This is a genomic window from Pseudomonas sp. GM24, from assembly GCF_000282235.1.
Lineage (GTDB): Bacteria > Pseudomonadota > Gammaproteobacteria > Pseudomonadales > Pseudomonadaceae > Aquipseudomonas.
The window spans coordinates 62911-88269 of sequence record NZ_AKJR01000048.1 but is presented as its reverse complement, the minus strand read 5'-3'; the positions used below and the strand labels follow the sequence as shown (position 1 = coordinate 88269).

At 58.7% G+C, this 25359-nt stretch carries 27 protein-coding genes and 1 tRNA gene; 16 read left to right on the top strand and 12 right to left on the bottom strand.

Translation table 11 applies throughout. The features are described 5' to 3' along the window. Window positions 1–72 precede the first annotated feature (72 nt). Window positions 73–288 carry a hypothetical protein gene (locus PMI23_RS07970; protein WP_007919121.1) on the bottom strand — a complete coding sequence of 72 codons (216 nt, stop codon included), beginning with the start codon at window positions 286–288 and terminating at the stop codon, window positions 73–75. 118 nt (window positions 289–406) lie between these two features. Further along, on the bottom strand, window positions 407–2086 hold the full coding sequence (locus PMI23_RS07965) for an MFS transporter (RefSeq protein ID WP_007919119.1): 1680 nt from the start codon (window positions 2084–2086) through the stop codon (window positions 407–409). Between the two features lie 331 nt (window positions 2087–2417). Here PMI23_RS07965 and PMI23_RS07955 point away from each other — a divergent pair, with 331 nt between their 5' ends. The 3 genes from PMI23_RS07955 to PMI23_RS07945 are packed head-to-tail and all read left to right on the top strand — an operon-like array spanning window position 2418 to window position 4054. Beyond that, window positions 2418–2690, top strand: a complete 273-nt coding sequence (locus PMI23_RS07955; protein WP_338010061.1) for a YkgJ family cysteine cluster protein — start codon at window positions 2418–2420, stop codon at window positions 2688–2690. 16 nt (window positions 2691–2706) lie between these two features. Beyond that, window positions 2707–3639 (top strand): hypothetical protein, encoded by a 933-nt coding sequence (locus PMI23_RS07950; RefSeq protein WP_007919115.1) that lies wholly within the window; start codon window positions 2707–2709, stop codon window positions 3637–3639. 4 nt (window positions 3640–3643) lie between these two features. Continuing rightward, a complete protein-coding gene (locus PMI23_RS07945; RefSeq protein ID WP_007919113.1) occupies window positions 3644–4054 on the top strand; it encodes a hypothetical protein in 411 nt (136 codons plus the stop codon). Between the two features lie 51 nt (window positions 4055–4105). On the opposite strand, the gene phnE is transcribed toward PMI23_RS07945, so the two are convergent. The 7 genes from phnE to PMI23_RS07910 all read right to left on the bottom strand — a co-directional run bounded on the left by phnE (window position 4106) and on the right by PMI23_RS07910 (window position 9231). After that, entirely contained in the window at window positions 4106–4873 is a 768-nt protein-coding gene (gene phnE / locus PMI23_RS07940; RefSeq protein ID WP_007919110.1) for a phosphonate ABC transporter, permease protein PhnE, read from the bottom strand. Next, window positions 4870–5694 (bottom strand): PhnE/PtxC family ABC transporter permease, encoded by an 825-nt coding sequence (locus tag PMI23_RS07935; protein ID WP_007919103.1) that lies wholly within the window; start codon window positions 5692–5694, stop codon window positions 4870–4872. Before PMI23_RS07935 ends, phnE begins: the two co-directional genes overlap by 4 nt. Then, the gene (locus PMI23_RS07930; protein ID WP_007919101.1) at window positions 5688–6485 is read right to left on the bottom strand and encodes a phosphonate ABC transporter ATP-binding protein; all 798 of its coding nucleotides are present in this window, start codon (window positions 6483–6485) and stop codon (window positions 5688–5690) included. The genes PMI23_RS07935 and PMI23_RS07930 overlap by 7 nt, the downstream gene beginning before the upstream one ends. Then, window positions 6482–7345 carry a putative selenate ABC transporter substrate-binding protein gene (locus PMI23_RS07925; RefSeq protein ID WP_007919100.1) on the bottom strand — a complete coding sequence of 288 codons (864 nt, stop codon included), beginning with the start codon at window positions 7343–7345 and terminating at the stop codon, window positions 6482–6484. The genes PMI23_RS07930 and PMI23_RS07925 overlap by 4 nt, the downstream gene beginning before the upstream one ends. A gap of 205 nt (window positions 7346–7550) precedes the next feature. Continuing rightward, window positions 7551–8123, bottom strand: a complete 573-nt coding sequence (locus PMI23_RS07920; RefSeq protein ID WP_007919097.1) for an HD domain-containing protein — start codon at window positions 8121–8123, stop codon at window positions 7551–7553. A gap of 75 nt (window positions 8124–8198) precedes the next feature. Then, window positions 8199–8756, bottom strand: coding sequence for a helix-turn-helix transcriptional regulator (locus PMI23_RS07915; protein ID WP_007919095.1), 558 nt, complete (start codon window positions 8754–8756; stop codon window positions 8199–8201). Between the two features lie 73 nt (window positions 8757–8829). Continuing rightward, window positions 8830–9231, bottom strand: coding sequence for a RidA family protein (locus PMI23_RS07910; protein ID WP_007919094.1), 402 nt, complete (start codon window positions 9229–9231; stop codon window positions 8830–8832). A 115-nt stretch (window positions 9232–9346) separates the two neighbouring features. Here PMI23_RS07910 and PMI23_RS07905 point away from each other — a divergent pair, with 115 nt between their 5' ends. Continuing rightward, window positions 9347–10240: a LysR family transcriptional regulator gene (locus PMI23_RS07905; RefSeq protein ID WP_007919093.1), complete on the top strand. Its 894-nt coding sequence runs from the start codon at window positions 9347–9349 to the stop codon at window positions 10238–10240. Window positions 10241–10363: 123 nt separating this feature from the next. Continuing rightward, the gene (locus PMI23_RS07900) at window positions 10364–11524 is read left to right on the top strand and encodes a radical SAM/SPASM domain-containing protein (RefSeq protein ID WP_007919092.1); all 1161 of its coding nucleotides are present in this window, start codon (window positions 10364–10366) and stop codon (window positions 11522–11524) included. On the opposite strand, the gene PMI23_RS07895 is transcribed toward PMI23_RS07900, so the two are convergent. Beyond that, window positions 11473–12381, bottom strand: coding sequence for a LysR substrate-binding domain-containing protein (locus PMI23_RS07895; RefSeq protein ID WP_007919091.1), 909 nt, complete (start codon window positions 12379–12381; stop codon window positions 11473–11475). The two genes, PMI23_RS07900 and PMI23_RS07895, sit on opposite strands and share 52 nt — an antisense overlap. 111 nt (window positions 12382–12492) lie before the next feature. On the opposite strand from PMI23_RS07895, the gene PMI23_RS07890 reads away from it, so the two are divergent. The 10 genes from PMI23_RS07890 (at window position 12493) to PMI23_RS07845 (ending at window position 21563) form a co-directional block, all read left to right on the top strand. Beyond that, window positions 12493–13545, top strand: coding sequence for an agmatine deiminase family protein (locus PMI23_RS07890; protein ID WP_007919090.1), 1053 nt, complete (start codon window positions 12493–12495; stop codon window positions 13543–13545). Window positions 13546–13549: 4 nt separating this feature from the next. Further along, window positions 13550–14458, top strand: coding sequence for an N-carbamoylputrescine amidase (gene aguB, locus PMI23_RS07885; RefSeq protein WP_007919089.1), 909 nt, complete (start codon window positions 13550–13552; stop codon window positions 14456–14458). Between the two features lies 1 nt (window position 14459). Continuing rightward, entirely contained in the window at window positions 14460–15563 is a 1104-nt protein-coding gene (locus tag PMI23_RS07880) for an extracellular solute-binding protein (protein WP_007919088.1), read from the top strand. A 47-nt stretch (window positions 15564–15610) separates the two neighbouring features. Next, a complete protein-coding gene (locus PMI23_RS07875; protein ID WP_007919087.1) occupies window positions 15611–16732 on the top strand; it encodes an agmatine deiminase family protein in 1122 nt (373 codons plus the stop codon). A 50-nt stretch (window positions 16733–16782) separates the two neighbouring features. After that, window positions 16783–17808 carry a GlxA family transcriptional regulator gene (locus PMI23_RS07870; protein WP_007919077.1) on the top strand — a complete coding sequence of 342 codons (1026 nt, stop codon included), beginning with the start codon at window positions 16783–16785 and terminating at the stop codon, window positions 17806–17808. Between the two features lie 296 nt (window positions 17809–18104). Next, window positions 18105–19301: an S-type pyocin domain-containing protein gene (locus PMI23_RS07865; protein WP_007919075.1), complete on the top strand. Its 1197-nt coding sequence runs from the start codon at window positions 18105–18107 to the stop codon at window positions 19299–19301. 18 nt (window positions 19302–19319) lie between these two features. Then, window positions 19320–19658 (top strand): DUF6572 domain-containing protein, encoded by a 339-nt coding sequence (locus PMI23_RS07860; protein ID WP_007919073.1) that lies wholly within the window; start codon window positions 19320–19322, stop codon window positions 19656–19658. A gap of 51 nt (window positions 19659–19709) precedes the next feature. Then, the gene (locus PMI23_RS07855; RefSeq protein WP_007919071.1) at window positions 19710–20063 is read left to right on the top strand and encodes a DUF6572 domain-containing protein; all 354 of its coding nucleotides are present in this window, start codon (window positions 19710–19712) and stop codon (window positions 20061–20063) included. Window positions 20064–20721: 658 nt separating this feature from the next. Next, window positions 20722–21087, top strand: a complete 366-nt coding sequence (locus PMI23_RS07850) for a DUF6124 family protein (RefSeq protein WP_007919069.1) — start codon at window positions 20722–20724, stop codon at window positions 21085–21087. A 119-nt stretch (window positions 21088–21206) separates the two neighbouring features. Then, complete coding sequence (locus PMI23_RS07845; RefSeq protein ID WP_007919067.1) at window positions 21207–21563, top strand: DUF6124 family protein; 357 nt, start codon at window positions 21207–21209, stop codon at window positions 21561–21563. Between the two features lie 216 nt (window positions 21564–21779). On the opposite strand, the gene PMI23_RS07840 is transcribed toward PMI23_RS07845, so the two are convergent. Beyond that, entirely contained in the window at window positions 21780–22808 is a 1029-nt protein-coding gene (locus PMI23_RS07840) for an alpha/beta fold hydrolase (protein WP_007919066.1), read from the bottom strand. 319 nt (window positions 22809–23127) lie between these two features. Here PMI23_RS07840 and PMI23_RS07835 point away from each other — a divergent pair. Then, window positions 23128–23202: transfer RNA gene (locus tag PMI23_RS07835), tRNA-Gln, on the top strand. Between the two features lie 113 nt (window positions 23203–23315). On the opposite strand, the gene PMI23_RS07830 is transcribed toward PMI23_RS07835, so the two are convergent. Continuing rightward, window positions 23316–25304 carry a peptidase U32 family protein gene (locus tag PMI23_RS07830; protein WP_007919641.1) on the bottom strand — a complete coding sequence of 663 codons (1989 nt, stop codon included), beginning with the start codon at window positions 25302–25304 and terminating at the stop codon, window positions 23316–23318. Window positions 25305–25359: the final 55 nt, after the last annotated feature.

Sequence of the window (25359 nt, the reverse complement as noted above, 5' to 3'; positions counted from 1 at the left end):
CTCGCCCCTTGGGGGAGAGGGCTGGGGTGAGGGGGTAGATCGAACAGACTGTCGCGATCGCCTGCAAAACCACTAATTACCATCGGCCACTTTGCGCTCTATCTCATCGATCTTGCGCTGCAGCGTCTCGGCGTCCTGCTCCTTCACTCTCGTGGACGAGGGTGTGATGACCTTATCCACGGCTTCGGTGTCATCGTCCCGGTCTTCAAGATCGCGCTCGACCACATTCACCGGTTTGCCAGACGTGTCGGTTGGCGGGGCGTTGGGGGTTTTCTCGTCGTTGTTCATGTTGGTGACCTCCAGGGGTGTAAACATTGGAGGCAGGCAGTGCGGCAGGCGTTCGATATTTTTGCCGGGTAGTGCCGAATGGCGCCCTCCCGCGTTGGAGAGGGCGCGCTGACGGTGTTCAGTCCTTGAGAATGTCGCGATCCTTGGTTTCCGGCAGGAAGAACGTACCGAGTATCGCCGTCATCACCGCAATCACGATCGGGTACCACAAGCCGTAATAGATGTCCCCGGTCGCGGCGACCATGGCAAACGCCACCGTCGGCAGGAAGCCACCGAACCAGCCGTTGCCGATGTGATAGGGCAGCGACATCGAGGTGTAGCGAATGCGGGTCGGGAACAGCTCGACCAGCCACGCCGCAATCGGGCCGTAGACCATGGTCACGTAGATCACCAGCACGGTGAGCAGGAGCAACACCATCGGGTAATTGGTTTTCGCCGGATCGGCTTTCTCCGGATAACCGGCCTCCTTGAGTGCAGTGCCGAGGGTCGCGGTGAACGCGTCGTTGCGGGTCTTGAAGTCGGCAGCCGGTAGCGCACTGCCTTCGAAACTCTCGACGACTTTGTCACCGATGCGCACTTGCGCAACGGTGCCGGGTTCGGCGATCACGTTCTCATACGGTATCGCGCGTTTTGCCAGCAGGGTCTTGGCCAGGTCGCAGGAGCTGGTGAATTTGGCCTTGCCCACCGGGTCGAACTGGAACGAGCATTGATCGGGGTTGGCGATCACTTTGACCGGGTTCTTCTCCTGAGCGATGAACACGTCGGGGTTACCGTACTGGGTCAGCGCGTGGAAGATCGGGAAGTAGGTCAGCGCCGCCAGCATGCAGCCGACCATGATGATCGGCTTGCGCCCGATGCGGTCGGAGAGGCTGCCGAAAATCACGAAGAACGGCGTGCCAATCAGCAGTGAGCCGGCGATCAACAGGTTGGCAGTTTGCGGGTCGATCTTCAGCGTCTGCAACAGAAAGAACAACGCGTAAAACTGTCCGGTGTACCAGACCACTGCTTGCCCGGCAGTACCGCCGAGCAGCGACATGATCACTACTTTGAGATTGTCCCAGCGCGCGAAGGACTCGGTCAGCGGCGCCTTCGACGCCTTGCCTTCAGCCTTCATTTTCTGGAACACCGGCGACTCGCTCAGTTGCAGGCGGATGTACACCGAGACGATCAACAGCAGGATCGACAGCAGGAACGGAATCCGCCAGCCCCACGCCTCAAAGGCTTCAGTGCCCAGCGCGGTGCGGCAGGCGAGGATCACCAGCAACGACAGAAACAGGCCAAGCGTCGCAGTGGTTTGAATCCACGAGGTGAAGAACCCGCGTTTGTTGCGCGGCGCGTGCTCGGCCACGTAAGTCGCGGCGCCGCCATACTCGCCACCCAGCGCCAGACCCTGCAGCAGGCGCAGGGTAATCAGGATGACCGGGGCAGCGACACCGATGGTCGCGTAGCCGGGCAAAATACCGACGATCGCTGTCGACACACCCATGATGACAATGGTGATGAGGAAGGTGTGTTTGCGCCCGATCATGTCGCCGAGCCGGCCGAACACAATCGCCCCGAACGGCCGCACCGCGAAGCCCGCGGCAAAGGCGAGCAGGGCAAAAATGAACGCGGTGGTTTCGTTGACGCCGGCGAAGAAGTGCTTGGCGATGATCGCCGCCAGTGAGCCGTAGAGATAAAAGTCGTACCACTCGAAAACCGTGCCCAAGGATGAAGCGAAGATGACCTTGCGCTCCTCTTTGGTGATGCCGCCGCTGCGCGGTGGACTGCCGGTGGATGCTGTGTCGATTGTGGCCATGGGTGTTCTCCGTCGTGCTTATTGTTGAAGGCCGGAGTCCCCCGTTACTGCTTATCGCACTCTGGCCTTGTGGCAAATACCGCCATTGCTTTCGCGTGAAACTTGCACAGTCTGACCGCCTCGCATGGCTGCAAGGTTTCCTGAAGCATAATCAGCTTTTGCCAGATATCCACCCGCAGACCTTTACGTCTGAGGCGGCTGAGAAGTTTGCGGTGAAGATAGACGCAATGATGGCACTGAGCTATCTTTCACCTCACTTCTCCCCGGCCATGTGCCAATGACGAACACAGGAAGTGAAGGATGAGCAAAGGATCGCTACTCAAAAGTCATCATGTTTCCTTGCACTAAGTGCGGTCTGTGCTGCAGAAACCTTGATAAATCACCCCTCTATGCCTCTTTGGACAGGGGAGATGGTGTGTGCGTCAATTTCGAAGAAAGCACCCACCTGTGCCGTATTTACGATACGAGGCCGCTGATCTGCCGGATTGATGATTTCTACGATCAGCATCTGGCGGGGACGATGCGCCTTGAGGACTACCATGCTGCAAACGCTCACGCCTGTAAGGAAATGCAGCAGCAGAATTTGATTGTTGTCGCTAATTAATCGAGAGGGATCTGAAATGCCATTACCGTTTATTTTGTGGGGTGCAGCGGCTGCACTGGCGGCTACAGGCGTCGTGAAGGGGGTTCAGGCATCGGGCAACTTCGATAAAGCCAAGGAGATTGGCGAAGAGGCCGAGGCCCAATACAACAAGGCTTCCAAAAGCCTCGACAAGTCTCGCAAAGAGACTCAAGGCGAGTTGGAAGCGCTGGGTGAGTTGAAGGTTCACACGTTTACCCACCAGATCAAATACCTGGTCGAAGCGATCAAGAAACAAAAGAACGCCAAAAGCACGCTGAAAGGGTTTAACGAAGACCTGACGATCGAAGAACTCAAGGATTACGAAAAGCTCGTACTCAACTCTTTGGAAATTGAAAAGGGTCTTGCTTCCGGTATCGGCGGTGGCGCATTGGCCGCGATCGGTGCCTACGGTTCGGTCGGTGCTCTGGCGAGCGCCTCCACCGGGGCCGCGATTTCCGGACTTTCAGGCGTTGCGGCCACCAATGCCACGTTGGCCTGGCTTGGCGGTGGGGCTCTCAGTGCAGGCGGTTTTGGCATGGCAGGCGGTATGTTGGCGTTGGGGGGGATTGTGCTGGGTCCGGCGCTGGCCATTGGCGGTTTCATGATGGCCAGCAAGGCGGAAGAAGCACTGACCAAGGCACACCAGTATGACGCGGAGGTTGCCACGGCGATTGCCAATATGGAGGTGGTCAAGACCACACTCAAAGGCGTTCGCTCCAATGCCAAGGAAATCACCAACACCATCAATGAGTTAGTCGTACGTTTCGAGCAGGTCAAAGTCGATAACGATAATGACCCCGTCGCATTCGAACAAATGCTGGCCTTGGGAGTAGGGCTCAAGAAGGTCCTGGATGTAGCGATCATTGCCGATGACGGCGGCGCCACTAAAGACATCAAGCGCACACTCTCCGGCATTCTGACCCTGGACTAAGACCATGAAAAATGAAATTGCAGGCCTGGTAGGAAAGCTCCCCGTCAATCCGGCTGATACCGCCGGCGAGTCTTTTAAAATGCTCGTGTCGGCCTGGTCCGAGTACAAGAAAATTTCCGAGGTCGAAGAAACCAAACGAACGGAAATCAATGCCTATAAAGAAACGCAATTGGCCAGAATCGAGGGTCAACGCAAAGTGCTGGAGCAGTATCTCTCGGGGATGTTCAAGGAGAGAGCCACGACCATAAGCGGATTCTTTGAGGCGTTGGATAAAGGTATTGCCAGCGGCAATAGTGAGTTGATCAGTTCGTCGATTGGCGCGATCGTCAGTATTACCAAAGAGTCTCCACTGGCAGGCGCACGGGAAATTATCGGGGCAATGTATAACCCCGAGGTGAAAACCATCGAGATCTGACTGAAGTCTCGTCAGGCCGGCGCCGAATAAGGCGCCGGTTATCATTCATACTCACGCCTTGACCCAACGCTGACGACTCCACGCACTCAGCCAGTCGACCACAAACACCAGCACCAGCATCGCCAGAATCACCGTGCTCGCTTGCGCTTCCTGAAACAGGCTGAGGCTCACATAGAGCATCTGCCCAAGCCCGCCGGCGCCGACAAAACCCAGTACGCTGGCCATGCGGATGTTGTTTTCCCAGCGATACAGAATGTACGCAAGCAACTGCGGCGCAAGGTTCGGCAGTGTGCCGTAGCAGAACGCAAGAATCGGATTGCCACCCTGCAAACGAATGGCTTCGGCCGGTTGCGGCGGCGTATTTTCCAGTGCCTCGGCGAACAAGCGGCCGAGCACGCCGGTGGTGTGCAGGGCGAGGGCGAGGGTGCCGGCGTTCGGGCCGAGGCCGGCGGCAAGCACCATCAGTGCGGCCCAGACCAGTTCCGGAATCGCCCGCAAGGCATTGAGCAACAGGCGCGAGGCACTTTGCAGCGGCCAGCCAAAGCGCCCGGCGGCGGGCAGGGCGAGAACGATGCCGAACACCGCCGCGAGTAGCGTGCCGAGGGCCGACATGGCCAATGTTTCCAGCGAACCATGGAAGATTGCCTTGAGGTAATCCGCACTCAAATCCGGGCTGAGAAAACGCTGCACATACGCGCCCATCTGCTTGAGACTGGTGGCGCTGCCCAGTTCACCGAGATCCAGCCCCAGATAAGCGAACGAGGCAATCACTGCCAGCGCGATGCCGGCGATCAGCAGCAGGTTGATCAGGCGATTCATGTCAGCCTCCAGCGCAACAAGCGGCTGAGTTGATCGGCGGCCAGCACCAGAATCAGAAAGCACAGCAGAATACTGGCGACTTCACCGCCGGCGAACATGCGGATCGACAGGTCGATCTGCTGACCCAAACCTCCGGCGCCGACAAAGCCCATCACCACTGACGCACGGATCGCGCATTCCCAGCGATAGACCGTGTAGGAAAGCAGTTCCGACGCGACATTGGGTAACGTGCCGTAAGCAAATGCCGCCAGTCGGCCGCTACCGGCCTGCAACAACGCGTGCGCCGGGCGCTGGTCGGTGGATTCGAAAATCTCCGCGTAGACCTTGCCGAGCATGCCGCTGTAGGTGATGGCGATGGCCAGCACACCGGCTGCCGGCCCCAACCCTACGGCGCGCACAAACAGCAGCGCCCAGACGATTTCCGGCACGCTGCGCAGGAAAATCAACAGTCCGCGCACCGGCCAGCGCAACAGACGCCCCAGTCGGCTTGGCACTCCACCGCGTGAAGCGGCGGACAGCGACAGCGCGCGGCTGGCGATCAGGCCTGCCGGTATCGCCAACACCAACGCCAATGCCATGCCAGCAGTGGCGATGGCCAGGGTCTGCAGGGTGGCTTTGAGCAGTAACTGCAGAAATGCTTGGTCGTGCGCCGGTGGCCAGAACTGCGCAACAAAACGGCCCATCTCATTCTGGCTGTCGGGCAGCAGTACACCCAGATTCAGTTCGCTGAGCTGGACGCCCGGCCACAGCAAGGCAATCGCCAGCAACGTCAGCAGCAGCCGTGGCCACGCCGCGGGATCGCGTGAATCGGCTTTCAGCATCGTGGAATCTGCACAGTCAAAGGCGCCACCGCAGCGGTCGGCGATTGCAGTTTTTCGTTGGCGTACAGCGCGTCGAGCATCTCGTGGCTGACTTGATCAGAGGCGCTGTCGAACAGAATCTGCCCGTCGCGCAGACCGATGATTCGCGGGAAGTGCGACAGCGCCAGATCCACCGCATGCAGGCTCGCCACCAGCGTGACGTTATGTTCGCGGGCGTGCCGCGATAGGATCGACAGCGTGTGCCCGGCCATCACCGGATCCATGGCTGACACCGGTTCGTCGGCCAAGAGGATTTCCGGCGCCTGATACAACACGCGAGCGATGCCGACACGTTGCAGCTGACCGCCAGACAGTTGCTGACAATGGGCGAACAATTTGTCGCCCAGATCCAGCCGCGCCAACGCCGCGCGTGCACCGGCCACATCCAGCGGATGCAACAAATTCAAAAGACTTTTGCCCAGGCTCCACTGGCCGAGCTTGCCGGCCAGTACCGCCGTCACCACACGCTGACGTGGGGGCAACGGCGGTGCCTGATGCACCAGACCGATTCGCGCACGCAGGCGTTGGCGTTGGCGGGCGGACAAGTGCCAGGCGCGTTCACCCAACACTTCAATTTCACCGCTGCTGGGCCGCAACGCGGTGGCCAGCAGGTTGAGCAAACTCGATTTTCCGGCCCCGGACGGGCCAATGATGGCGACCTGTTCGCCAACGCCAATCTGCAAATCGACACCGCGCAGGGCGTCGACTCCATTGGCGTGGCGCAGGCGGCCCTGGTTGAGGCTCAGGGTCATTTCAGCAATTCGGCGGCGCGGGCGGCTTCCTCGATACCCTTGTAGTTCTCGGGCTTGGTGTCGATGAAACGGCTGGCGGCCTGCAGATCAAGAATCTTTTTCTGCTCCGGGTTGGCCGGGTCCAGATCGAGGAAGGCTTTCTTGATTTTCGCCGCCAGTGCCGGGTCGAGGGTGCCGCGCACGGTCCAGTTGTAATCGAAGTAGGTCGGGGTGGTGGCGAAGACTTTGACCTTGTTGGTGTCGACCTTGCCGGCATCCACCAGTTTTTGCCAGACGCTGGCGTTCAGTACACCGGCGTCGACCTTGCCGGCCTGCACCCAGGCTACGGTGGCATCGTGCGCGCCGGAGTAGGCGACACGGCTGAAATACGCTTCAGGCTTGATGTTGTCGTTTTTCAGCATGAAGTAACGCGGCATCAGGCTGCCGGAAGTCGACGACACCGAACCGAAAGCGAAGGTCTTGCCTTTCAGGTCGGCGAGGCTGTGAACATTCGGGTCAGCGGTGATGAATTTGCTGGTGAACTGCGCATCCTGTTCGCGTTGTACCAGCGGAATCACCGGCGTCGTTGCATCAGTCTTCAAACGCGCCTGCACAAAAGTGAAACCACCGAGCCAGGCCATGTCGAGGCGATCAGTCGCGAGGGCTTCAACCACTGCCGGGTAATCGGCCACCGGCACGAACTGCACCTTCATGCCCAGTTGCTGCTCCAGATAGGCACCCAGCGGCTCGAATTTGCGCAGCAGTTCGGTCGGCGCTTCATCGGGAATCGCGCTGACGCGCAAAACGTCGGCGGCGTGGGTCACAAGGGCAGAAAAGGACAGCGCCAGGCCGGCGGTCAGTGCCAGGGTTCGTTTGAGCATGGGAATCTCCGTTTCGTGAGCGTCAAAAGGGCTGAAGTGGCGACGTGAGGCGCAAACTCAGGGTAGACGAAACGGCGAGGTTATACGCACTCAAGGCATCAAAGACCAGCATCAACAGATGTGGATTTGTAAGCCGGCCAACCCTTGAAGGCGAGCGTTGATCGTATTGTTCGCCGGGGCGCGGGCGATGCCGGACGCGACGAGTTCACTTCGCTTGTTGAATTCTTGCCTGAGTGTCCTGATCGATGAGGGCGCGCAGTGCAGCGAAAACCGGTGCGGCACTGGTGTGCTTTTTGCCGTAGGTCAGATTGAAGCGGTAGTCGAAGTCCGCCGGGTTCTGGCCCTGAGTGTGTTGCAACAGGGTTTCCAGCTTATCCAGTGCCTTGACCGCTTTGGCTTCGGCAGACCGGGCATATTCGTAGTCGTCCCACAACGCAAGAATCTCGTTTCTCAGCGCCTCATCAAGCGAGCGGGTGAGCAGCAGAAGGTCATTACGCTCCTGCTCAGCCTTGTCGGGGAACGCGGCCTGATCGACTGCCGGGATGTCGCCGTTGATCGCTTCGCCCAAGTCGTGAATCACGCACATCTTGAGCACTTTCAGCAGGTCGAGTCCGACCAGTTCATCGGCGAAAACCATCGCCATCAGGCACAGGCGCCAGCTGTGTTCGGCGGTGCTTTCGGTGCGGCCGCTTGAGGTGTGTGCGCTTCGGAGAACGTCCTTGAGTTTTTCCGCTTCACGCAGAAATTCAAGGCGTCCGCTGATTTTTTCGAGGTCCATGAACTTGCCCGGTTGTGGTGCCGAGAGGCAAGCCTAGAGCCGGTGGGGTTGAGCGTCCACGCATAAAATATGCGTTCAAAGCGTCTCGACCAGCCGCGCCGCCGTGCCGTCGGACAACGGAATGCGGGTCCAGCGGCACAGGCTCTGGCGGATTGGCACGAGGTCGGAGTCGTTGTTGCCGGTGACAAATTCCAGCGCCGGTGGCGCCTGCAGTTCGCGCCAGCCGAGGGCGTCGAGTGCGAGTTCGTTGCTGGCGATTTCCGGCGTCACGAAACGCCACAACGATTGCCCGAGCAATTGGCTCAACGGGCTGGCGAACTGCGCGGCACGGGCCGGGGAGCAGGCCAGCAAGCGGTGGGTGAGGTCACAGACCAGATGCACCGGTCGCGTGCTTTCGCGCACCAGACGGGCGAGAGCCTGATCGGCTGCCGTGTCGAGACGCGCGGCCAGCAATTGCTCAAGCTGTAGATGCGCAGCCGGATCCAGCGCCAGCACGCCACTTTCCCAACGGGAAATAGTCGATTGGGTGACGTTGAACATCTGCGCGGCATGGCTTTGCTTGACGCGATGCAACAAGCGCCAACGACGCAGGGCGATGCCGGGGAGGGCAGGTTTGAGCAATGAAACTGACATGATGGATGTCGGAAAAATCTAAAGGGCCGCCAGTCTGAAGACTGCCGACCCCTGCTGCAAATCGATCTGACGATCAGACTGCTTCGGGCAGTCTGGCAATGACCTTGATCTCGAAATCAAACCCATACAGCCACGTCACACCAACAGCCGTTACCGTCGGATGCGGCGCCTCGCCCCAGAACTCGGTCAGCACCACATCCCAGATCGTCTCGAATTTCGACTGGGGGTCAACGATAAACACGGTGACATCGACCACGTCATCGAAGCTGCCACCGGCCTCCTCAAGGATTGCATTGAGGTTAGTGAAAGCCTGACGCACCTGGTTTTTCAGGTCCGGCTCGGGCGTGCCGTCCTCGGTGCTGCCGACCTGTCCCGAGACAAACAGAAAACCGTTGGAGCGAATGGCTGGCGAGTATCGATGCCGCTCATAGAGGGTGCGGCGTGCGGGTGGGAAAACAACATCGCGCTGAGTCATGGGAGTGTCTCCTTCATTTGAGTTGATGGAGCCACTGTAGGTATTTGCAGACAGGCGATAAACGCGCAAGCTTGGCGTTCACTGTTTGTGAAATCCAAACAATCGAGGGCGCACCTTGGACCGTTTTGACGCAATGCAAGCCTTTGCCCGGGTGGTCGAGGCGGGGAGTTTCACCAAAGCGGCAGAAACCCTGCACATGAGCAAAACCACCGTGACGCAACTGGTTCAACAGTTGGAGGCACGGCTGCGGGTCAAACTGCTCAACCGCACCACGCGCAAGGTCAACGTCACCGCCGATGGCGCGGTTTATTACGAGCGGGTGATCAAGTTACTGGCGGATATGGACGACGCCGAAACCAGCCTGCCCGGCGCGGCGGCGATGCCCAAGGGCCGACTGCGCGTGGACGTCCCGAGTCCGCTGGCACGGTTGATTCTGGTGCCGGCCCTGCCTGAGTTTCACGCGCGTTATCCGGATATCCAGATCGACATGGGCGTCAGCGACCGCATCGTCGACATCATTGATGAGAATGTTGATTGCGTGGTGCGCGGTGGCGAACTTATGGACTTGTCGCTGATGGCGCGCAAGGTCGCCGACCTGCAGTTGGGCGTGTTTGCCGCGCCGCAATACCTGGCGCGGGCGGGCACACCTGCGCATCCACGGGAGCTGGAAGACAGCCATCATCGCGTAGTCGGTTTCCTCTGGGCACGCACCGGCAAACCAGTGCCGTATGCGTTGCACAATGCCAGTGAAAACCTGCAAATCAAAGGCCGCCACGTGCTCGCGGTCGATGATGGTAATGCCTACCTCGCGGCAGGTCTGGCGGGCCTGGGCGTGCTGTGGCTGCCCAAATACATGTCTGCCGAACACGAGGCACGCGGCGAACTGGTGCCGCTGTTCGAGGACTGGCAACTCGAACCGATGCCGCTCTATGTGGCTTATCCGCCGAACCGGCATGTCAGCCTGAAACTGCGAGTGTTCATCGATTGGGTGGTGGCGTTGATGGCGTGACGGCATTTTGGTGCGCTTATTGCTAGCCGCTGTGCCAATGCCGTCAAAAAACCAACACATTCGGCGACCTGAAAGCCTGTAGCGATGAGATGCATGGCTTTCAACTCAAGGAGCTTCACCCGCATGAATATGTACATCGATATCGTCGGTGCATGCAATCTGAGCTGTCCCTCTTGCCCGATGGGCAACTCGGAAAATCTCAACTTCAAAAAAGCCATGCAACTCGACATGTTCAGGCAGATTGTCGAAAAGGCCGGGACCGAGGGCGTTGATACCATCTTCCTCTACAACTGGACCGAGCCACTGGTTCATCCCAAAATTGGCGAATTCATCGAGATCATCAATGCTGCCGGCATGGAAAGCGGCATCAGCACCAACCTGAATCTGGCCAAGAACATGGAAAAGGCCTTGTTGGCCGAACCGAGTTACTTCCGCATATCGCTGTCGGGTTTTAATCAGGAGACCTACAAAAAGGGTCATGTCGGCGGCGATATCGAAGTCGTAAAGCAGAACATGCTTGCCCTGCATGAGATCAAACAGCGATTGCGTTTGAGTACCCGGGTCGACGTTTACTATCACCGCTATCTGGATAACATCGAAGAAGAAGCACTGATGCGCGAGTTCAGTGAGCGCCTGGGCTTCATCTTCACCACCGGCTATTCGGTGATGATGCCGCTGGAGAAAACTCTGGCCATTGTCGAGCGAGACCCGTCTGTCACGCCTACCGATCTGGAAACCCTGAAACGCCTGGCACTGCCGCCGTACGACGATCTGGTCAACGTTATCCAGCATTACCCCGAGCAAGCTTGCTCGCTCAAGGATGACTGGCTGGTGATCGACTGCGATGGTAATACGGTGCTGTGCTGCACGATCTTCAATCAGACCGAATATCAGGTCGGCAAGTACCTCGACATGCCGCTTGCTGAACTGACACGTCGCAAATCGACGCAGCAAAACTGCGTCGACATGTGCAATCGCTGCGCGAAAAAAGGCCTGCATATCTACTCGATGTACCCCAACCAAGGCGTGCTGGAGCGCCACGCGGTTAATCGCATTCTTGATTTCGAGAATCTCAGTAGCCTAGGGCTTGCTGTGGACAGCGAACTGCTGGGGCGTGCGGGTGAAGTCAGTGCTGAACGTTTCGATGAAGCCCAGTATCTCCAGCTAAACGACGATGTCAGGCACGCCGTTTCCACCGGACAATTGAAAAGTGGCTATCAGCACTATGTGCTTCATGGCCGTCTGGAAGGAAGAATGGGAGCTGGTGTGTTCTCGGTGGTCTGAACTGGGCTCAGGTGGGCTGATAACCAGGCGATAAAGCTTTTCGCCAGCGGATCATGCTCACTGTCGCGGTGGGTCAGCAGAGCCCAGTTCGGCCCGCGAATGGTGTTCTCGACCAAGGGTTGCAATAAGCCGTCAGCGCGCGCCTGACGGCTTAGCAATTGGCTGACCAGCGCGATGCCCAGCCCCGAACATGCGGCGTCGAGCAGCAATCCCGGATCGGAAAAATTCAGCCCCTGATCCTGCTGGCCGACGTCGATCCCGGCCTCGACCGCCCAATGACTCCAGTCCATTTCCCGCTCGCCATGCAACGTGGTGCGTTGTGCTGCCGGCAACGCTAAAACCCTCGGGTGACAGGCTGGAAATAGCCGGTCGGCGTGCAGCACTTTGAAACTGCATTCGGCCTGCGAGCTGATGTCGTCGCGCACAGCGATGTCGATGGTCTGCGTGGCCATGTCCGGCACTTCATCGGTGCTGTAAATCCACAGGTCTACCTCGGGATGCTGCGCGCGAAAATCCGCCAAACGCGGCAACAGCCAATGCCGAGCGAATGCCGGTGTGGTGTTGAGCACCAGTTGATTGGGTTTCTGATACTGGCCCAAGCGCCGAATCCCCACCGCCAATTGCTGCAGCATCGCTTGCGTGGTGCTGAGCAAGTCGTGGCCGGCATCGGTCAATGCCACGCTGCGACCGCTGCGGAAAAACAGCGGCTGTTCCAGGTACGCCTCAAGGCTGCGAATCTGCTGACTGATCGCCGATTGGGTGAGGCTCAGCTCTTCGGCGGCCTTGTGAAAACTACCGAGCCGGGCGGCGGCTTCGAAGCCACGCAGGGAACTGAGCGGCGGCCAGTGCTTGAGCATATCGATAAGCTCCTCTAATCAGTTGTGCGCTAAATCCATCGTTTGTTTGCCTGTTTGCGCGTCCGTAGCATTGGCGGCGTGAACACATTGGCTTAACTAGCGAGGCTTATCATGCAGCACAACGACAATAAAAACAGCGCCTGGATGATGCCGGCAGAGTGGGTGACCCATGCCGCGACGTGGATGGTCTGGCCGCACAACCAGACGTTGTGGGAATCCGGTTGGCGCGTGACCCTGGCGCAGGTGCAGGAAGATTTTGCGCGCGTCGCCAACGCCATCGCCCGTTTCGAACCGGTGAAACTGGTGATCGACCCGTCGGCCATCGCCAGCGCCAAAGCCTTGTGCGGCCCGAACATTGAATTGATCCCGCTGGACGTGAATGACAGTTGGTGCCGCGATTCCGGCCCGACGTTTGTCTGCCATCCGCAGCAAGGGCTGGCCGGTGTCAGCTGGCGTTTCAACGCCTGGGGCGGCAAGTCGGCGCATGATCTGGACGAAAGCCTGGCGCGCCGCGCACTCAATCACCTTGGCCTGGAATGCTTCGGCACGCCACTGAGCAACGAAGGCGGGGCGATTCATGTCGACGGTGAAGGCACGCTGATCACCACCGAATCGGTGCTGCTCAACCCCAATCGCAACCCCGGCATTGGCAAAGCCGAGATGGAAGCGATCTTCAGCCGTTTGCTCGGCGTGAAGAAAACCATTTGGCTGCCGGGCGATCCGGATTACGTCACCGGCGACATGACTGACGGCCACGTCGATGGCGTCTGCGCCTTTGCCCGTCCGGGTGTGCTGCTGGTTGACGCCACTCACGACCAGTCTTCGGTGTACGCCGAAGTGGCGCGGGAAAACCGTCGTGCGTTGGAACTCGCCACCGATGCGCAGGGGCGCAAATTCGAGCTGATCGAACTGTTCGAAGCCACCGATGCGGTCGACACCGAAGCCGAAGTGTTCTGTGCGTCCTACACCAATTTCTACATCGCCAACGGCGCGATCATCATGCCGGCGTATGGCATCGAGGCTGACAACGTCGCCTCCAAAGTGCTGGAGCAAGCCTTCCCCGGCCGCGAAGTGGTGCCGGTAAGGATCAATCATCTGGCCCATGGTGGCGGCGGGGTGCATTGCATCACGCAACAGCAGCCGGCCTGGCCGTTGAGAGGTTGAACGCATGAGCATTCTGACCATCGCCACCACCCAGATACCGTGCACTTGGGATTTACCGGGAAACCTTGATCGCGCCGAGCAGCTCGTCCGCGACGCCGCGAAGCAGGGCGCGCAAGTGATCCTGTTGCAGGAGCTGTTCGCCACACCGTACTTCTGCATCGAACAAAGCCATAAACACATGGCCCTGGCCGAGGAATACCGTGACAGCCGCGTGCTCGTTCGCTTCGCCGCACTGGCCCGCGAGTTGGGCGTGGTGTTGCCGCTGAGCTGGTTCGAAAAGGCCGGCAACGCTTACTTCAATTCGCTGAGCGTGGCCGATGCTGACGGGCGCCTGTTGGGTGTGTATCGCAAGACCCATATCCCCAATGCCATCGGCTATCAGGAGAAGGAATATTTCAGCCCCGGCGACACCGGTTTCAAAGTCTGGGACACCGCGTTCGGGCGCCTCGGCGTCGGCATCTGCTGGGATCAGTGGTTCCCGGAAACCGCGCGTTGCCTGGCGTTGATGGGTGCTGAGGTATTGCTGTATCCAACGGCGATCGGCTCGGAACCGGGCTGCGCGGCGCTGGATTCCCGCGACCATTGGCAGATGACCATGCGCGGCCATGCGGCGGCCAATTTGCTGCCGGTGGTGGCGTCGAACCGCGTTGGTCGAGAAACCGCGACCACCGATTCGAACCTGCAAATGAGCTTCTACGGCTCGTCGTTCATCAGCGATCACAAGGGCCAATTGCTCGCCAGCGCTGACCGCGACAGTACCGGTGTGCTGCTGCACAGCGTCGATCTGGCCGCCATGCGCGAAGAGCGTTTGAGCTGGGGCATCTATCGCGATCGTCGTCCGGACATGTATGGGCCGCTGCTCAGTCAGGACGGTCGCCACCTCCATGCACGCTGGAACACTCAAGGGGTTTGACATGGCTATCCACCACAAACGCTTGCGCGGCGCGATCGGCCTGGCGCTGATCTGCTTGATACCGTCGCTGCACGCCGAAGACAAAACCCTGCGGCTGTACAACTGGGCCGATTATTTTGCTGAAGACACGCTGAGCCGCTTCACCGCCGAAACCGGGATCAAGGTGATTTATGACGTCATGGACGGCAGCGAGACCCTCGAAGCCAAGATGCTCTCCGGCGGCAGCGGTTACGACCTGATCTTCCCCGGCGACACCGTCGCCGAGCGCTTGATGCGTGCCGGCAGCCTGATGCCGCTGGATCAAACGAAGCTGACGGAATTGGCTGATATCGAACCCGGTTTGCAGAAACTGCGCGGCCATTACGAGCATTCCAGCAAGGCCACGGTGCCCTACACCTGGGGCACCATTGGCCTGACCTACAACGAAGAGCAGATCAAACAGCGCATGGCGGACGCACCGGTCAACAGCCTCGACATGCTGTTCAAGCCTGAGCTGGCGGCGAAGTTTGCCGATTGCGGGATTTCGATGATCGATTCGCCGGATGAGGCATTGGCGGTAGTGCTCAACTACCTCGGTCGCGATCCGCGCAGCGGCAAAGCCGAAGATCTGGCAGCGGCCAGCGAGTTGCTGATGAAGTTGCGCCCGTACATCCGCAAATTCCAGTCGCAACCGGTGACCGATCTGGTCAACGGCAATCTGTGCCTGTCGCTGGGTTACAGCGGTGACATGACCCAGGCGCAACGCACCTCGGACAGTGCCGGCAAACACACGCGCTTCCAGTATCGCGTGCCGCGCGAAGGCACGACGGTGTGGATGGACACCATGGCCATTCCGGTCGACGCCAAACACCCGGAATACGCCTACGCGTTCATCAACTTTGTCATGCGCCCCGAGAACATGGCAGCGATCAGCAATTTCACCGGCTACCCGACTTCCAACGCCAAGGCGCGGGCGAACGTCGATGCAAGTATGCGTGACAACCCGGATATCTACCTCGACGAAGCGACCTATGCTCGTTTGATTCCGGGCAAGGACATTCCCCAACCGGACATGCGCGCGCGTATGCGCACCTGGACCAAATTCAAGACTGCCACTGGCAAATGATCCATGGCCGGCGTGTTGCGCCGGCCTTTTTCTACAGGAAAAGCAACATGTCGACTCGTCGCGAGTTCATCAAACAAGTCACGGTCGCCGCCGGTGTCGGCGCGGCATTCATGGGCCTCGGCCTGTCGCCGGGCAAAGTCCTCGCCGCCGCGCAAGGCCGCTGGTTCATGCCCGACGAAGGCGATAAACATGAGCGCGCCTACATCGCTTTCGGCGCGCAGGACGCGATCTGGGAAGACTTCACCGAAGACGTCCAGGAAGCGCTCGGTCGTATCGCCCGCGCCATCGCCCGGTTTGAACCGGTCACCGTGTTCTGCCGCAAGAACGAGCGCAGCATCGCCGAAGAATTTTGCGGTACGCGCAATATCACTTACGTCACTGCCGGGCTGGATGACATCTGGATGCGCGACATCGGCGCCAACTTCGTCATCGACGACAAGGGTGGCCTGGGCGCGGTGGACTTCAACTTCAACGGTTGGGGTGGCAAACAGCAGCACGGTAAAGACTCGAAGATCGCCGCACTGGTCGCCGACGACGCACAAGCCACCTACATCCGCACCGATCTGGTGGGCGAGGGCGGTGGCATCGAGGTCGACGGTCACGGCACCGGGATCATGACCGAGAGCAGCTGGATCAACCGCAACCGCAATCCGGACTGGAGCAAGGCCGATGTCGAAGCTGAACTGAAGGAGCGTCTGGGCCTGCGCAAAATCATTTGGCTGCCGGGCATCAAGGGCAAGGACATCACCGACGCTCACGTCGATTTCTACGCGCGTTTCATCAAGCCCGGCGTGGTGATTGCCAACCTCGACACCGACCCTGAATCCTACGATCACAAGGTCACCCTGGCGCACCTGGAAATCCTCAAGAACGCCACCGATGCCGACGGTCGCAAATTGCAGATCCACACGATGTCGCCGCCGCTGAATCCGCGCAAAAGCAAGTTCAACCAGAACAACCCGGACTTTGCTGCCGGTTACATCAATTACTTCGTCATCAACGGCGCGATCATCGCCCCGGAGTTCGGCGATAAAGCGGCAGACAAAAAGGCTTTCGATCTGTTGTCGCAACTGTATCCGGATCGCGAAATCGTCCAGCTCAACATTGATGCAATCGCCGCCGGTGGCGGTGGAATTCACTGCGTCACCAGCCATCAACCACAGGCGTGATTGACTCTTTGGCGGATCAAGCCAACTATCGGCGCACAACAACATGACCGATGGACCCGAACTTGATCGAACGACGCCAATTCAGCGGAGGCATGAAGGGGAAAAACCTCCGCTATCTGAATGAGCAAGGCGCGGATGACGCGCGCATGACCCGCACCGGTTTTTTGCTGCTGGAACATTTTTCATTGCCGGCGTTTACCCAGGCGCTGGATACGGTTGTCACCACTAATCTGCTGCGCCCGGGGTTGTTTTCGTCGCGCACGTTTGGCTTGGGCGACGGCGAAGTCATTAGTGATCTGGGGCTGGTGATCCGCCCCGATGCACGTCTGGATTCGGCCGCGCTTCTGCAGCTGGATCTGCTAGTGGTGTGTGGCGGTTATCGCACCGAACTGCGCGCGAGTGATGAATTTATCGGCTTGCTCAGATCCGCAGCGGAGCGCGGCATCTCTCTCGCCGGGTTGTGGAACGGTTCGTGGTTTCTCGGCCGGGCCGGGCTGCTCGATGGCTACCGCTGCGCAATCCACCCGGAGCACCGTCCGGCACTGACCGAGATCGCCAAGTCCACCCACGTCAGCAGTGAGCCCTACGTGATCGATCGCGACCGGCTCACGGCGTCGAGTCCGTCCGGGGCTTTCCATATGGCGCTGGACTGGATCAAAAGCCTGCACGGCAAGGCGTTGGTCGAAGGTATCGAGGACATCCTCGCCTTCGAGGAATCGCGCTACCGGCGCATCAAACCAGACGAGAACATCTGTGTCAGTGCGCCGTTGCGTGAAGTGGTGAAGCTGATGGACGCCAATCTGGAGGAACCGCTGGAGCTGGAGCAACTGGCGGTGTACGCGGGGCGCTCACGTCGCCAGTTGGAGCGCTTGTTCAAGGAACAACTGGGCACCACGCCGCAGCGTTATTACCTGGAACTGCGCATCACCGAAGCACGGCGTTTGTTGCAGCACACCGAGCTGTCACAAGTAGAAGTGCTGGTCGCTTGCGGCTTCGTCTCGCCGAGCCATTTCAGCAAATGCTACAGCTCATATTTCGGCTACAGACCTTCCAAAGAAAAACGCCTGGTCAAATAACCCAAGCCGTCACCCACCTGAATTCACCTCGAAATCCCACGTCGGCGTACCTCCCCCAAACACCCTGGTCAGTTCCCTCTCCCTCTGGGAGAGGGCTAGGGTGAGGGGCTCTTGAAGACCTTATACATCACCGAAGCGCGCCATATGCCCCAGTCGTTGCAAGCGGGAGTCCTGCCGGTTTGCAGATGGGCCATGCCGAGCCATTGAAAATGGCGTCAAAGTGCCACTGATTGCCACCCCAAACACCACCTGTCACCCTGCGCCTCGTTCAAAGGATCAGGACAAGGAATCAAGGATTGAGTGGCTACGTCCCCAACCCTCCAAAGGGTTATCGCAACACCGGCGTCGAACCCGTCGACGTCAACGCCCAACACTGGGCGCAATACAAAGACCTTCCAGCGACACCAGACGTAAAACCAGAACCGTTGGGATGCGTCTTCGCCAAAAGCTGCAACTTGCCCGACGGCGAAATCAACCACACAAACCAAGCTGGATTCGTCCCGGTAGAGAAACTGGCGGACTACGGTTTGTGGGCTGTCCTGGCCACAGGAGCGGCAATCACCGCCGAAGGCACAACTCTTCAACTGGTCGGCGGTTCCACAACCGGCAGCGCCATTGCTCAGCGAGTGGGTGGCTCCCTCGCGCTAGGCTTGCTCGAAAGTGCAGGTGCGTTGGCAGCAGGTGCCGCCGTCGGCACCGTTGCGCTATTAATGCCTAATACCAACCTTGCACCCGACAGTGCCTTCTACAAAACCGACCAGTACGCCACGCTCGAAACGGGCCGCACTCGCGTCCGCGTCAACGTGAAGACCTTGCCGGACGGTTCCGTCAGCGCTTACGGTTTCTACACGGGCGGCAAAAAGGACTGGGAAAATGTTCCTGTCATCAAAGCGGAAAAGGACGGCGAGAAATACGTAGCCGACGTAGGTAACGGCATTGGCCTTACCTGGACGCCAGCAGCAAACCCAGATGGTGTGCTGGGTATTCCAGCACTTGAAGGCGTGCCGCAATTACCTCCCGTATGGATATATCCGCCGACAGAAAAGTCGGACACGCTTTTGGCTAATCCAGCACATCCTCCCGAGTTTCAGGATGCGATCATCTGGTTCCCCGACGATGCAGGCCTTGAGCCCATCTACATCGTGCTCAGCACGCAACTAGAGAAGAACAAGGTAGCAGGGGCGGCCTTCGAAGAAGAGTCGTACAGCGGTTTTTCGGAAGAAATGGAAGAGTCCGGCCAACAAGTAACGATAAAAACAGAGAGCGGCACCCGGACCCGCCTCGATATGATAGGCAGAGATGCAAACGGCGATATCGCGTGCGTCGAATGCAAAGCCTCGGAAACGGCACCACTGACCCGCAATCAAAAGCGAGCATTCCCGGAAATCGAACAGAGCGGTGGACGCATCATGGGTAAGGGCAAACCCGGCTTCCCCGGCGGCACCCAAATCCCGCCAACCCGAGTAGAAATTCTGCGCCCGCCGCAAAAATAACGGAATCAAGGAACTGAAATGTCAGTAACAGACGCAAAAACCATCGACATGTGGGGTATCCCAAAATGGGACAGCAACAAGATCATCCTCGGTATTGCTGACCATTTGGAATGGGGCGATAAGGCTGAACAAGGCGAGCACCTGTTGGTGCTTCAAGAGAAAATCAACAACTACATCGCTTTCATCGAAAGCGGTGAAATCTACATTGAGATACCCGGTGCACTCGGAAAATCACCTGTCATTCGTGTCCAAGGCAAGTACGAGTTACCCGAGCAAGGCGAGTTGTTCATCGATCGCGTTGCTGAGGCATTGAAGGAGGTGGGCATAGGATTCGAATTCGTGCTCAAAGCGGACTAATAAACACATCTAGGGAAAACGGAGCTGACAATCTCCACTGAGAGATCGGGCATGTCCATCACCGAAACCAAAGTCGTCGACATCATCGCAGTACCCGAGTGGGAACCAGATAACGTCGTGCTCGTCATCACCGATCACCTGGAATGGGGCGACAAAGCGCAACAGGGTGAACACCTGTTGTTGCTTCAAGAGAAAATCAATACCTACATCGCCTTCATCGAGAGCGGCGAACTGCTGGAAAGCTATCCGCCAGCGAAAGGTAAAAAACCGAAGATTCGCATCAATGGTCTCTATGAGCTGCCCGAGCAAGGTGAAACCTTTATCGACCGCGTGACCGAGGTACTCAAAGGCGTGGGCATTGGAATGGAGTTTGTACTCAAGGATGACTTTGCAGTTCGCCACTAGCGGTTGCCCAGACGCCGGCTTGTCCTCTGAACGCTGACAGTCCTCTCTGAAAGATCGCGCGCACTGAATACTCCTGCGCGACTGGAAATCGAGCCAGCCAAGCCATTTCAGCAAGTGTTACAGCTCGTATTTCGGCTACAGACCCTCCAAAGCAGAGCGGCTGGTCAAATAACCCAAGCCGTTTCTCATCTGAGTTCGACTCGGTATTTCACGTCGGCGTACCTCTACCAAACACCCCGGTCAGTCCCCTCTCCCTCTGGGAGAGGGCTAGGGTGAGGGACTCTTAAACACCGTCACCCACACACGTTTAACTTACACGCACTGTTACGCCATAACGGCTACAACACCTTGCGCCGTTGCCTACGCGTACGCCAGAATCCGCCGGCTTACGCGCCTTGAGGCGGGCTGTATCGTTTCCCTGTCACTGCAAAACAGTGATCGGGTTTGGTAGCCCGTTTCTTGACAGCCCGTATTGCATCACCTTATTGCGGTCTCTTTTTCGGGACTCGGTTTGATATGGTGGTCATGCGTGGGGCCCTTTCGGGGGCGCCGGGGTTTACTCTGTCTTGACCGGTCTACCAACCCACGTGTGGCCGCCACCCTTCGTTTGGTAGCGAAAGTGACGGCTCTTCAATTCTTTCAAGACAAAGAGTCCTTCATGTTCAAAATTACGCCAAACCCGCCAGAAACCGATCCAATCCCCTACGACGCCGCGCTCGAACCTCAAAACATCAAAGAGGCCACCGACCGCGCGATCAACTTCTACCTCAATCCTTCCGCGCTGAAGACTTCAATCCCCACCCGCAAAACCGGCAAGATCTACCTCATCGACCCCACAGTGGATAACGAAACCCTGCTCGTCGAAGCCACTGAAACCTTGTCCTCCGCCACTGACATGGCCCGTGAACTCGCCGATTCGATTGATCCTTCACAGCGCAAAAAGATGCTGATCCTGCAACAGGTGATCATGCTCAGTGAACTGGTGGTCGGCCGAGTTCTGGATAACCAGCGCTTGCCGCACTAGTCGCGGTGCAGATGGGTGAGGGGGCGTGCCCCCTCATTTGCACGGAAGCGTCCGCGATCGCGGCGCTTCACGCCTTCTATCAAAGAACCTGAAGCGGTTCTTGTCTGGAGTTTCAGCTGATGTCTCAGCCACCCGAACCACCGGTCACAGACCTGGTGTCCCCGTACGCATCGCCCAATTCAAGAAAGCTGCACGAAGCGGCAGAGCGAGCGCTTGACCATTACCTGTTGCCTGCCGCGATCATGGCCACACCCTATACGCCCAGCACGATGTTCATGGTTAACCCGCAATCCGACGCCGAGTCCTTGCTGAGCAATGCCAGCGGTTCCCTGGCGTCTGCCACGGTGATGCTCGGTAATTTTGCCGGGGTGCTGGAGGGATCAAACCGCCATACGCTGCTGGGCATTGCGCAAGTGGTCATGTTGGGGGAGTTGGCGGTGAACAAGGCGCTGGATCTTGTTGTGCCAACTGAGTGATCGCGCACGTTAGTCGGGATTGAGGGTGTTTGGTCGGGCATGATCGCGAGCAGGCTCACTCCTACATTTGAAATGCGTTCCCCCTGTAGGAGTGAGCCTGCTCGCGATGACGCCCGTTCAGGCAAGGAATCTGCAAAACGTGAGCATCCCTCAAGCCTCAATCCCACCCTCAAATAATCAAGCAGTCAGCCAGAGCGGCTGACTGCTTGTTTGTTTCTACAGGTGATCGGCGTCGATCACGGCTTTGGCAAATGCCTGCGGATCCTCCTGCGGCAAGTTGTGGCCAATCCCGCCGTTGATCAAACGGAACTGATACTTGCCGGTAAAGCGCTTGGCGTAATCCTCTGGCGCCGGGTGCGGCGCACCGTTGGCATCGCCTTCAAGGGTGATGGTCGGCACGCTGATCGACGGCGCGGTGGCGAGTTTCTGCTCCAGCGCGGCGTACTTCGCTTCGCCCTGTACCAGGCCCAGACGCCAGCGGTAGTTGAACACGGTGATGTCGACGTGATCGGGGTTCTCCAGTGCCTTGGCGCTGCGATCGAACGTGGCGTCGTCGAATTTCCATTGCGGCGAAGCGGTTTGCCAGATCAGTTTGGCGAAATCATGAGTGTTCTTCTCATACCCGGCGCGACCACGGTCAGTCGCGAAGTAGAACTGATACCACCACTGCAATTCCGCCTTGGGCGGCAGCGGGTTTTGCCCGGCGGCCTGATTGCCGATCAGATAGCCACTGACCGAAACCAAAGCTTTCACCCGTTCTGGCCATAACGCCGAAACGATGTCCGCCGAACGTGCGCCCCAGTCATAACCGCCGAGCACCGCTTGCTTGATCTTCAGCGCGTCCATGAAATCGATGACGTCACTGGCCAGCGCCGCCGGTTGGCCATTGCGCAGGGTGTCTTTGGAGAGGAACTGCGTATCGCCATAACCGCGCGCATACGGCATCAACACCCGATAACCCTTGGCCGCGAGCAACGGCGCGACTTCGTCGTAGCTGTGAATGTCGTAGGGCCAGCCGTGCAGCAGGATCACCACCGGGCCATTGGCAGGGCCGGTTTCGGCGTAGGCGACGTCGAGCACGCCGGCCTTCACATGCTTGAGCGGGCCGAAAGGCGAGGGCGCGGAATAGCTGACGGCGGAAGGTTCTGCGGTTTGCGCCTGAGCGCTGCCAAAAGCGCCGAACAACGACAAAGCCAGAATCGACAAACCGAACGCGGTTTTGCGGGTGTGCAGTGCCATCTTCATGGTGACGTCTCCTTTGCGAGCCTTTGGCCAAGGGTTCTGAATGAACACCTGAAACCTTGAGTGCATTTGAGCGCGGAGACGTATCTGGCCTGTGTCGAAGAACGGCTTTGTTGCAAGTCGATGTGTCGCGGTGGGGTTCGTACACAGTCTGATACACGGCAACGAAACCGACTCACCACGGGCCTGATTCAGGCCAAAATAATAAGTCGCTGTTTTAAAACAAAAAATATTTCACTTCGCGCTTCCCAAAGCCAAAAAACCTTGGTAAATTGCGCCCCGTTCTCACAGCGAACCTAACGAAGTAGCTGGACAGAGCAGTAGGGGCGTCGCCAAGCGGTAAGGCAGCAGGTTTTGATCCTGCCATGCGTTGGTTCGAATCCAGCCGCCCCTGCCATATTCAAAAAAACGCCAACTTCGCAAGAAGTTGGCGTTTTTTTATGTCTGCGATTTGTCCCAGCGGAGCAGGGCAGGCATGCGCGGCGCCGAAGCACCGCGCACGCCGTCCACTCAGTGCGGTGCGCGCGGAATGGTTTTCATCAGGTCTTCGGGGCTGATGTGGCCGACCACGCTGCCCGGTTGCGGCAGGTTGAGGATGTGGCCTTTCATCTTGCCGATGATGTGCATTTCGCACGGCTTGCAATCGAACTTCAGCGTCAGCACTTCATCGCCGTGGATCAACTGCATCGGCGCGACTTTGGTGCGCACGCCGGTCACGCCTTTCGCCTGTTTCGGGCACAGGTTGAAGGAGAAGCGCAGGCAGTGCTTGGTGATCATCACCGGCACTTCGCCCGGCTCTTCGTGCGCTTCATACGCCGCGTCGATCAGCTTCACGCCGTGACGGTGGTAGAAATCGCGGGCCTTCTGGTTGTAGACGTTGGCGAGGAAGGTCAGGTGTGAATCCGGGTACACCGGCGGCGGGCTGGTTTCGGCTTTACGGCCACCACGCGGATGAGCGGCGACACGCGCGGCGGTCAGGGCTTCGATCACTTCACGGCGCAGCGACTTGAGCTGCGAGTTCGGGATGAAGAACGCCTGTGGCGCATCCAGCTTGATGTCGGTGGCGTGGTACTGCGTGGTGCCGAGCTGGCCGAGCAGATCACGCAATTGCTCCAGCGCCTGCTCAGGCTTGTTGGCCACACCGAACGGACCGGCGAGGGTGACACTGGCGCTGATGCCTTCTTCACTGGTGGCGGTCACTTCCAGCTGTTCTTCACGCAAACGCGCGACCCAACTCAAAGCCACGCGACGCTCGGACGAAGTTTTTTGCAGCGCCTGTTGCCAGTTGTGATCGAGGTTGCGATTCAGCGGGTGGTTCGGGCGCAGCTTGTACAGGCCTTCAGGCATTTCGTTCGGCTCGACGCGATAGCGGTAGCGCTTCTCGCCGTCTTCTTCGAATTCACCTTTTGCTTCGGCGATGTTGGCGCGGAAACCGACCACTTCGCGTTTGACCAGCACGTTCAAGCCATCGCCGTTGGACAGCGGCTCTTGCGTGACGACCTGCATGTCGCGTTTGCCGACTTTCTCGACGGTGCCCACTGGCAAACCGGTGAAGGTCGGCGAGTCGAAGGCGCCAATGTCGATCTTGCGATCGGTGACGAAGTAATCGGTGCTGCCACGGTGGAAAGTCTTTTCCGGATCGGGCAGGAAGAAGTGCGCGGTGCGGCCGCTGGAGGCGCGGGCCAGGTCCGGGCGATCTTCGAGCACGTCGTCGAGGCGCTGACGGTAATAGGCGGTGATGTTCTTCACATAGCCCATGTCTTTGTAGCGACCTTCGATCTTGAACGAACGCACACCGGCTTCAACCAGGGCGCGGATGTTGGCGCTCTGGTTGTTGTCTTTCATCGACAGCAGGTGTTTTTCGTAGGCGATCACGCCACCCTTTTCATCTTTGAGGGTGTACGGCAAGCGGCACGCCTGCGAGCAGTCGCCACGGTTGGCACTGCGCCCGGTCTGCGCGTGGGAGATGTTGCACTGGCCGGAGAAGGCCACGCACAACGCGCCATGGATGAAGAATTCGATGGCGGCGTCGGTTTCGTCGGCGATTGCGCGGATTTCTTGCAGGTTCAGCTCGCGGGCCAAGACCAGTTGCGAGAAACCGGCCTGATCGAGGAACTTCGCTCGCTCCAGCGTACGGATATCGGTCTGGGTTGAGGCGTGCAGCTCGATCGGCGGAATGTCCAGCTCCATCACGCCCAGATCCTGAACGATCAGCGCGTCGACCCCGGCGTCGTACAACTGATGGATCAGCTTGCGCGCCGGTTCCAGTTCGTTGTCGTGCAGGATGGTGTTGATGGTGGTGAAGATGCGCGCGTGATACTTGCGGGCGAACTCCACCAGTTCGGCGATTTCGCCGACTTCGTTGCAGGCGTTGTGGCGCGCGCCGAAGCTCGGGCCGCCGATGTACACGGCATCAGCGCCGTGCAGGATCGCCTCACGGGCGATGGCCACATCGCGGGCAGGGCTGAGCAATTCCAGGTGATGCTTGGGCAAGGACATAGTTTTTTTAGTCAGGCTGTCACGGTTAGGCGCGCATTCTACCCGTGAAACGACA

What these genes read in the sequence shown, in the direction of transcription:
- PMI23_RS07970 (WP_007919121.1), bottom strand. Translation starts at nt 288, where the DNA reads ATGAACAACGACGAGAAAACCCCCAACGCCCCGCCAACCGACACGTCT.
- PMI23_RS07965 (WP_007919119.1), bottom strand. Translation starts at nt 2,086, where the DNA reads ATGGCCACAATCGACACAGCATCCACCGGCAGTCCACCGCGCAGCGGC.
- PMI23_RS07955 (WP_338010061.1), top strand. Translation starts at nt 2,418, where the DNA reads ATGTTTCCTTGCACTAAGTGCGGTCTGTGCTGCAGAAACCTTGATAAA.
- PMI23_RS07950 (WP_007919115.1), top strand. Translation starts at nt 2,707, where the DNA reads ATGCCATTACCGTTTATTTTGTGGGGTGCAGCGGCTGCACTGGCGGCT.
- PMI23_RS07945 (WP_007919113.1), top strand. Translation starts at nt 3,644, where the DNA reads ATGAAAAATGAAATTGCAGGCCTGGTAGGAAAGCTCCCCGTCAATCCG.
- phnE (WP_007919110.1), bottom strand. Translation starts at nt 4,873, where the DNA reads ATGAATCGCCTGATCAACCTGCTGCTGATCGCCGGCATCGCGCTGGCA.
- PMI23_RS07935 (WP_007919103.1), bottom strand. Translation starts at nt 5,694, where the DNA reads ATGCTGAAAGCCGATTCACGCGATCCCGCGGCGTGGCCACGGCTGCTG.
- PMI23_RS07930 (WP_007919101.1), bottom strand. Translation starts at nt 6,485, where the DNA reads ATGACCCTGAGCCTCAACCAGGGCCGCCTGCGCCACGCCAATGGAGTC.
- PMI23_RS07925 (WP_007919100.1), bottom strand. Translation starts at nt 7,345, where the DNA reads ATGCTCAAACGAACCCTGGCACTGACCGCCGGCCTGGCGCTGTCCTTT.
- PMI23_RS07920 (WP_007919097.1), bottom strand. Translation starts at nt 8,123, where the DNA reads ATGGACCTCGAAAAAATCAGCGGACGCCTTGAATTTCTGCGTGAAGCG.
- PMI23_RS07915 (WP_007919095.1), bottom strand. Translation starts at nt 8,756, where the DNA reads ATGTCAGTTTCATTGCTCAAACCTGCCCTCCCCGGCATCGCCCTGCGT.
- PMI23_RS07910 (WP_007919094.1), bottom strand. Translation starts at nt 9,231, where the DNA reads ATGACTCAGCGCGATGTTGTTTTCCCACCCGCACGCCGCACCCTCTAT.
- PMI23_RS07900 (WP_007919092.1), top strand. Translation starts at nt 10,364, where the DNA reads ATGAATATGTACATCGATATCGTCGGTGCATGCAATCTGAGCTGTCCC.
- PMI23_RS07895 (WP_007919091.1), bottom strand. Translation starts at nt 12,381, where the DNA reads ATGCTCAAGCACTGGCCGCCGCTCAGTTCCCTGCGTGGCTTCGAAGCC.
- PMI23_RS07890 (WP_007919090.1), top strand. Translation starts at nt 12,493, where the DNA reads ATGCAGCACAACGACAATAAAAACAGCGCCTGGATGATGCCGGCAGAG.
- aguB (WP_007919089.1), top strand. Translation starts at nt 13,550, where the DNA reads ATGAGCATTCTGACCATCGCCACCACCCAGATACCGTGCACTTGGGAT.
- PMI23_RS07880 (WP_007919088.1), top strand. Translation starts at nt 14,460, where the DNA reads ATGGCTATCCACCACAAACGCTTGCGCGGCGCGATCGGCCTGGCGCTG.
- PMI23_RS07875 (WP_007919087.1), top strand. Translation starts at nt 15,611, where the DNA reads ATGTCGACTCGTCGCGAGTTCATCAAACAAGTCACGGTCGCCGCCGGT.
- PMI23_RS07870 (WP_007919077.1), top strand. Translation starts at nt 16,783, where the DNA reads ATGGACCCGAACTTGATCGAACGACGCCAATTCAGCGGAGGCATGAAG.
- PMI23_RS07860 (WP_007919073.1), top strand. Translation starts at nt 19,320, where the DNA reads ATGTCAGTAACAGACGCAAAAACCATCGACATGTGGGGTATCCCAAAA.
- PMI23_RS07855 (WP_007919071.1), top strand. Translation starts at nt 19,710, where the DNA reads ATGTCCATCACCGAAACCAAAGTCGTCGACATCATCGCAGTACCCGAG.
- PMI23_RS07850 (WP_007919069.1), top strand. Translation starts at nt 20,722, where the DNA reads ATGTTCAAAATTACGCCAAACCCGCCAGAAACCGATCCAATCCCCTAC.
- PMI23_RS07845 (WP_007919067.1), top strand. Translation starts at nt 21,207, where the DNA reads ATGTCTCAGCCACCCGAACCACCGGTCACAGACCTGGTGTCCCCGTAC.
- PMI23_RS07840 (WP_007919066.1), bottom strand. Translation starts at nt 22,808, where the DNA reads ATGAAGATGGCACTGCACACCCGCAAAACCGCGTTCGGTTTGTCGATT.
- PMI23_RS07830 (WP_007919641.1), bottom strand. Translation starts at nt 25,304, where the DNA reads ATGTCCTTGCCCAAGCATCACCTGGAATTGCTCAGCCCTGCCCGCGAT.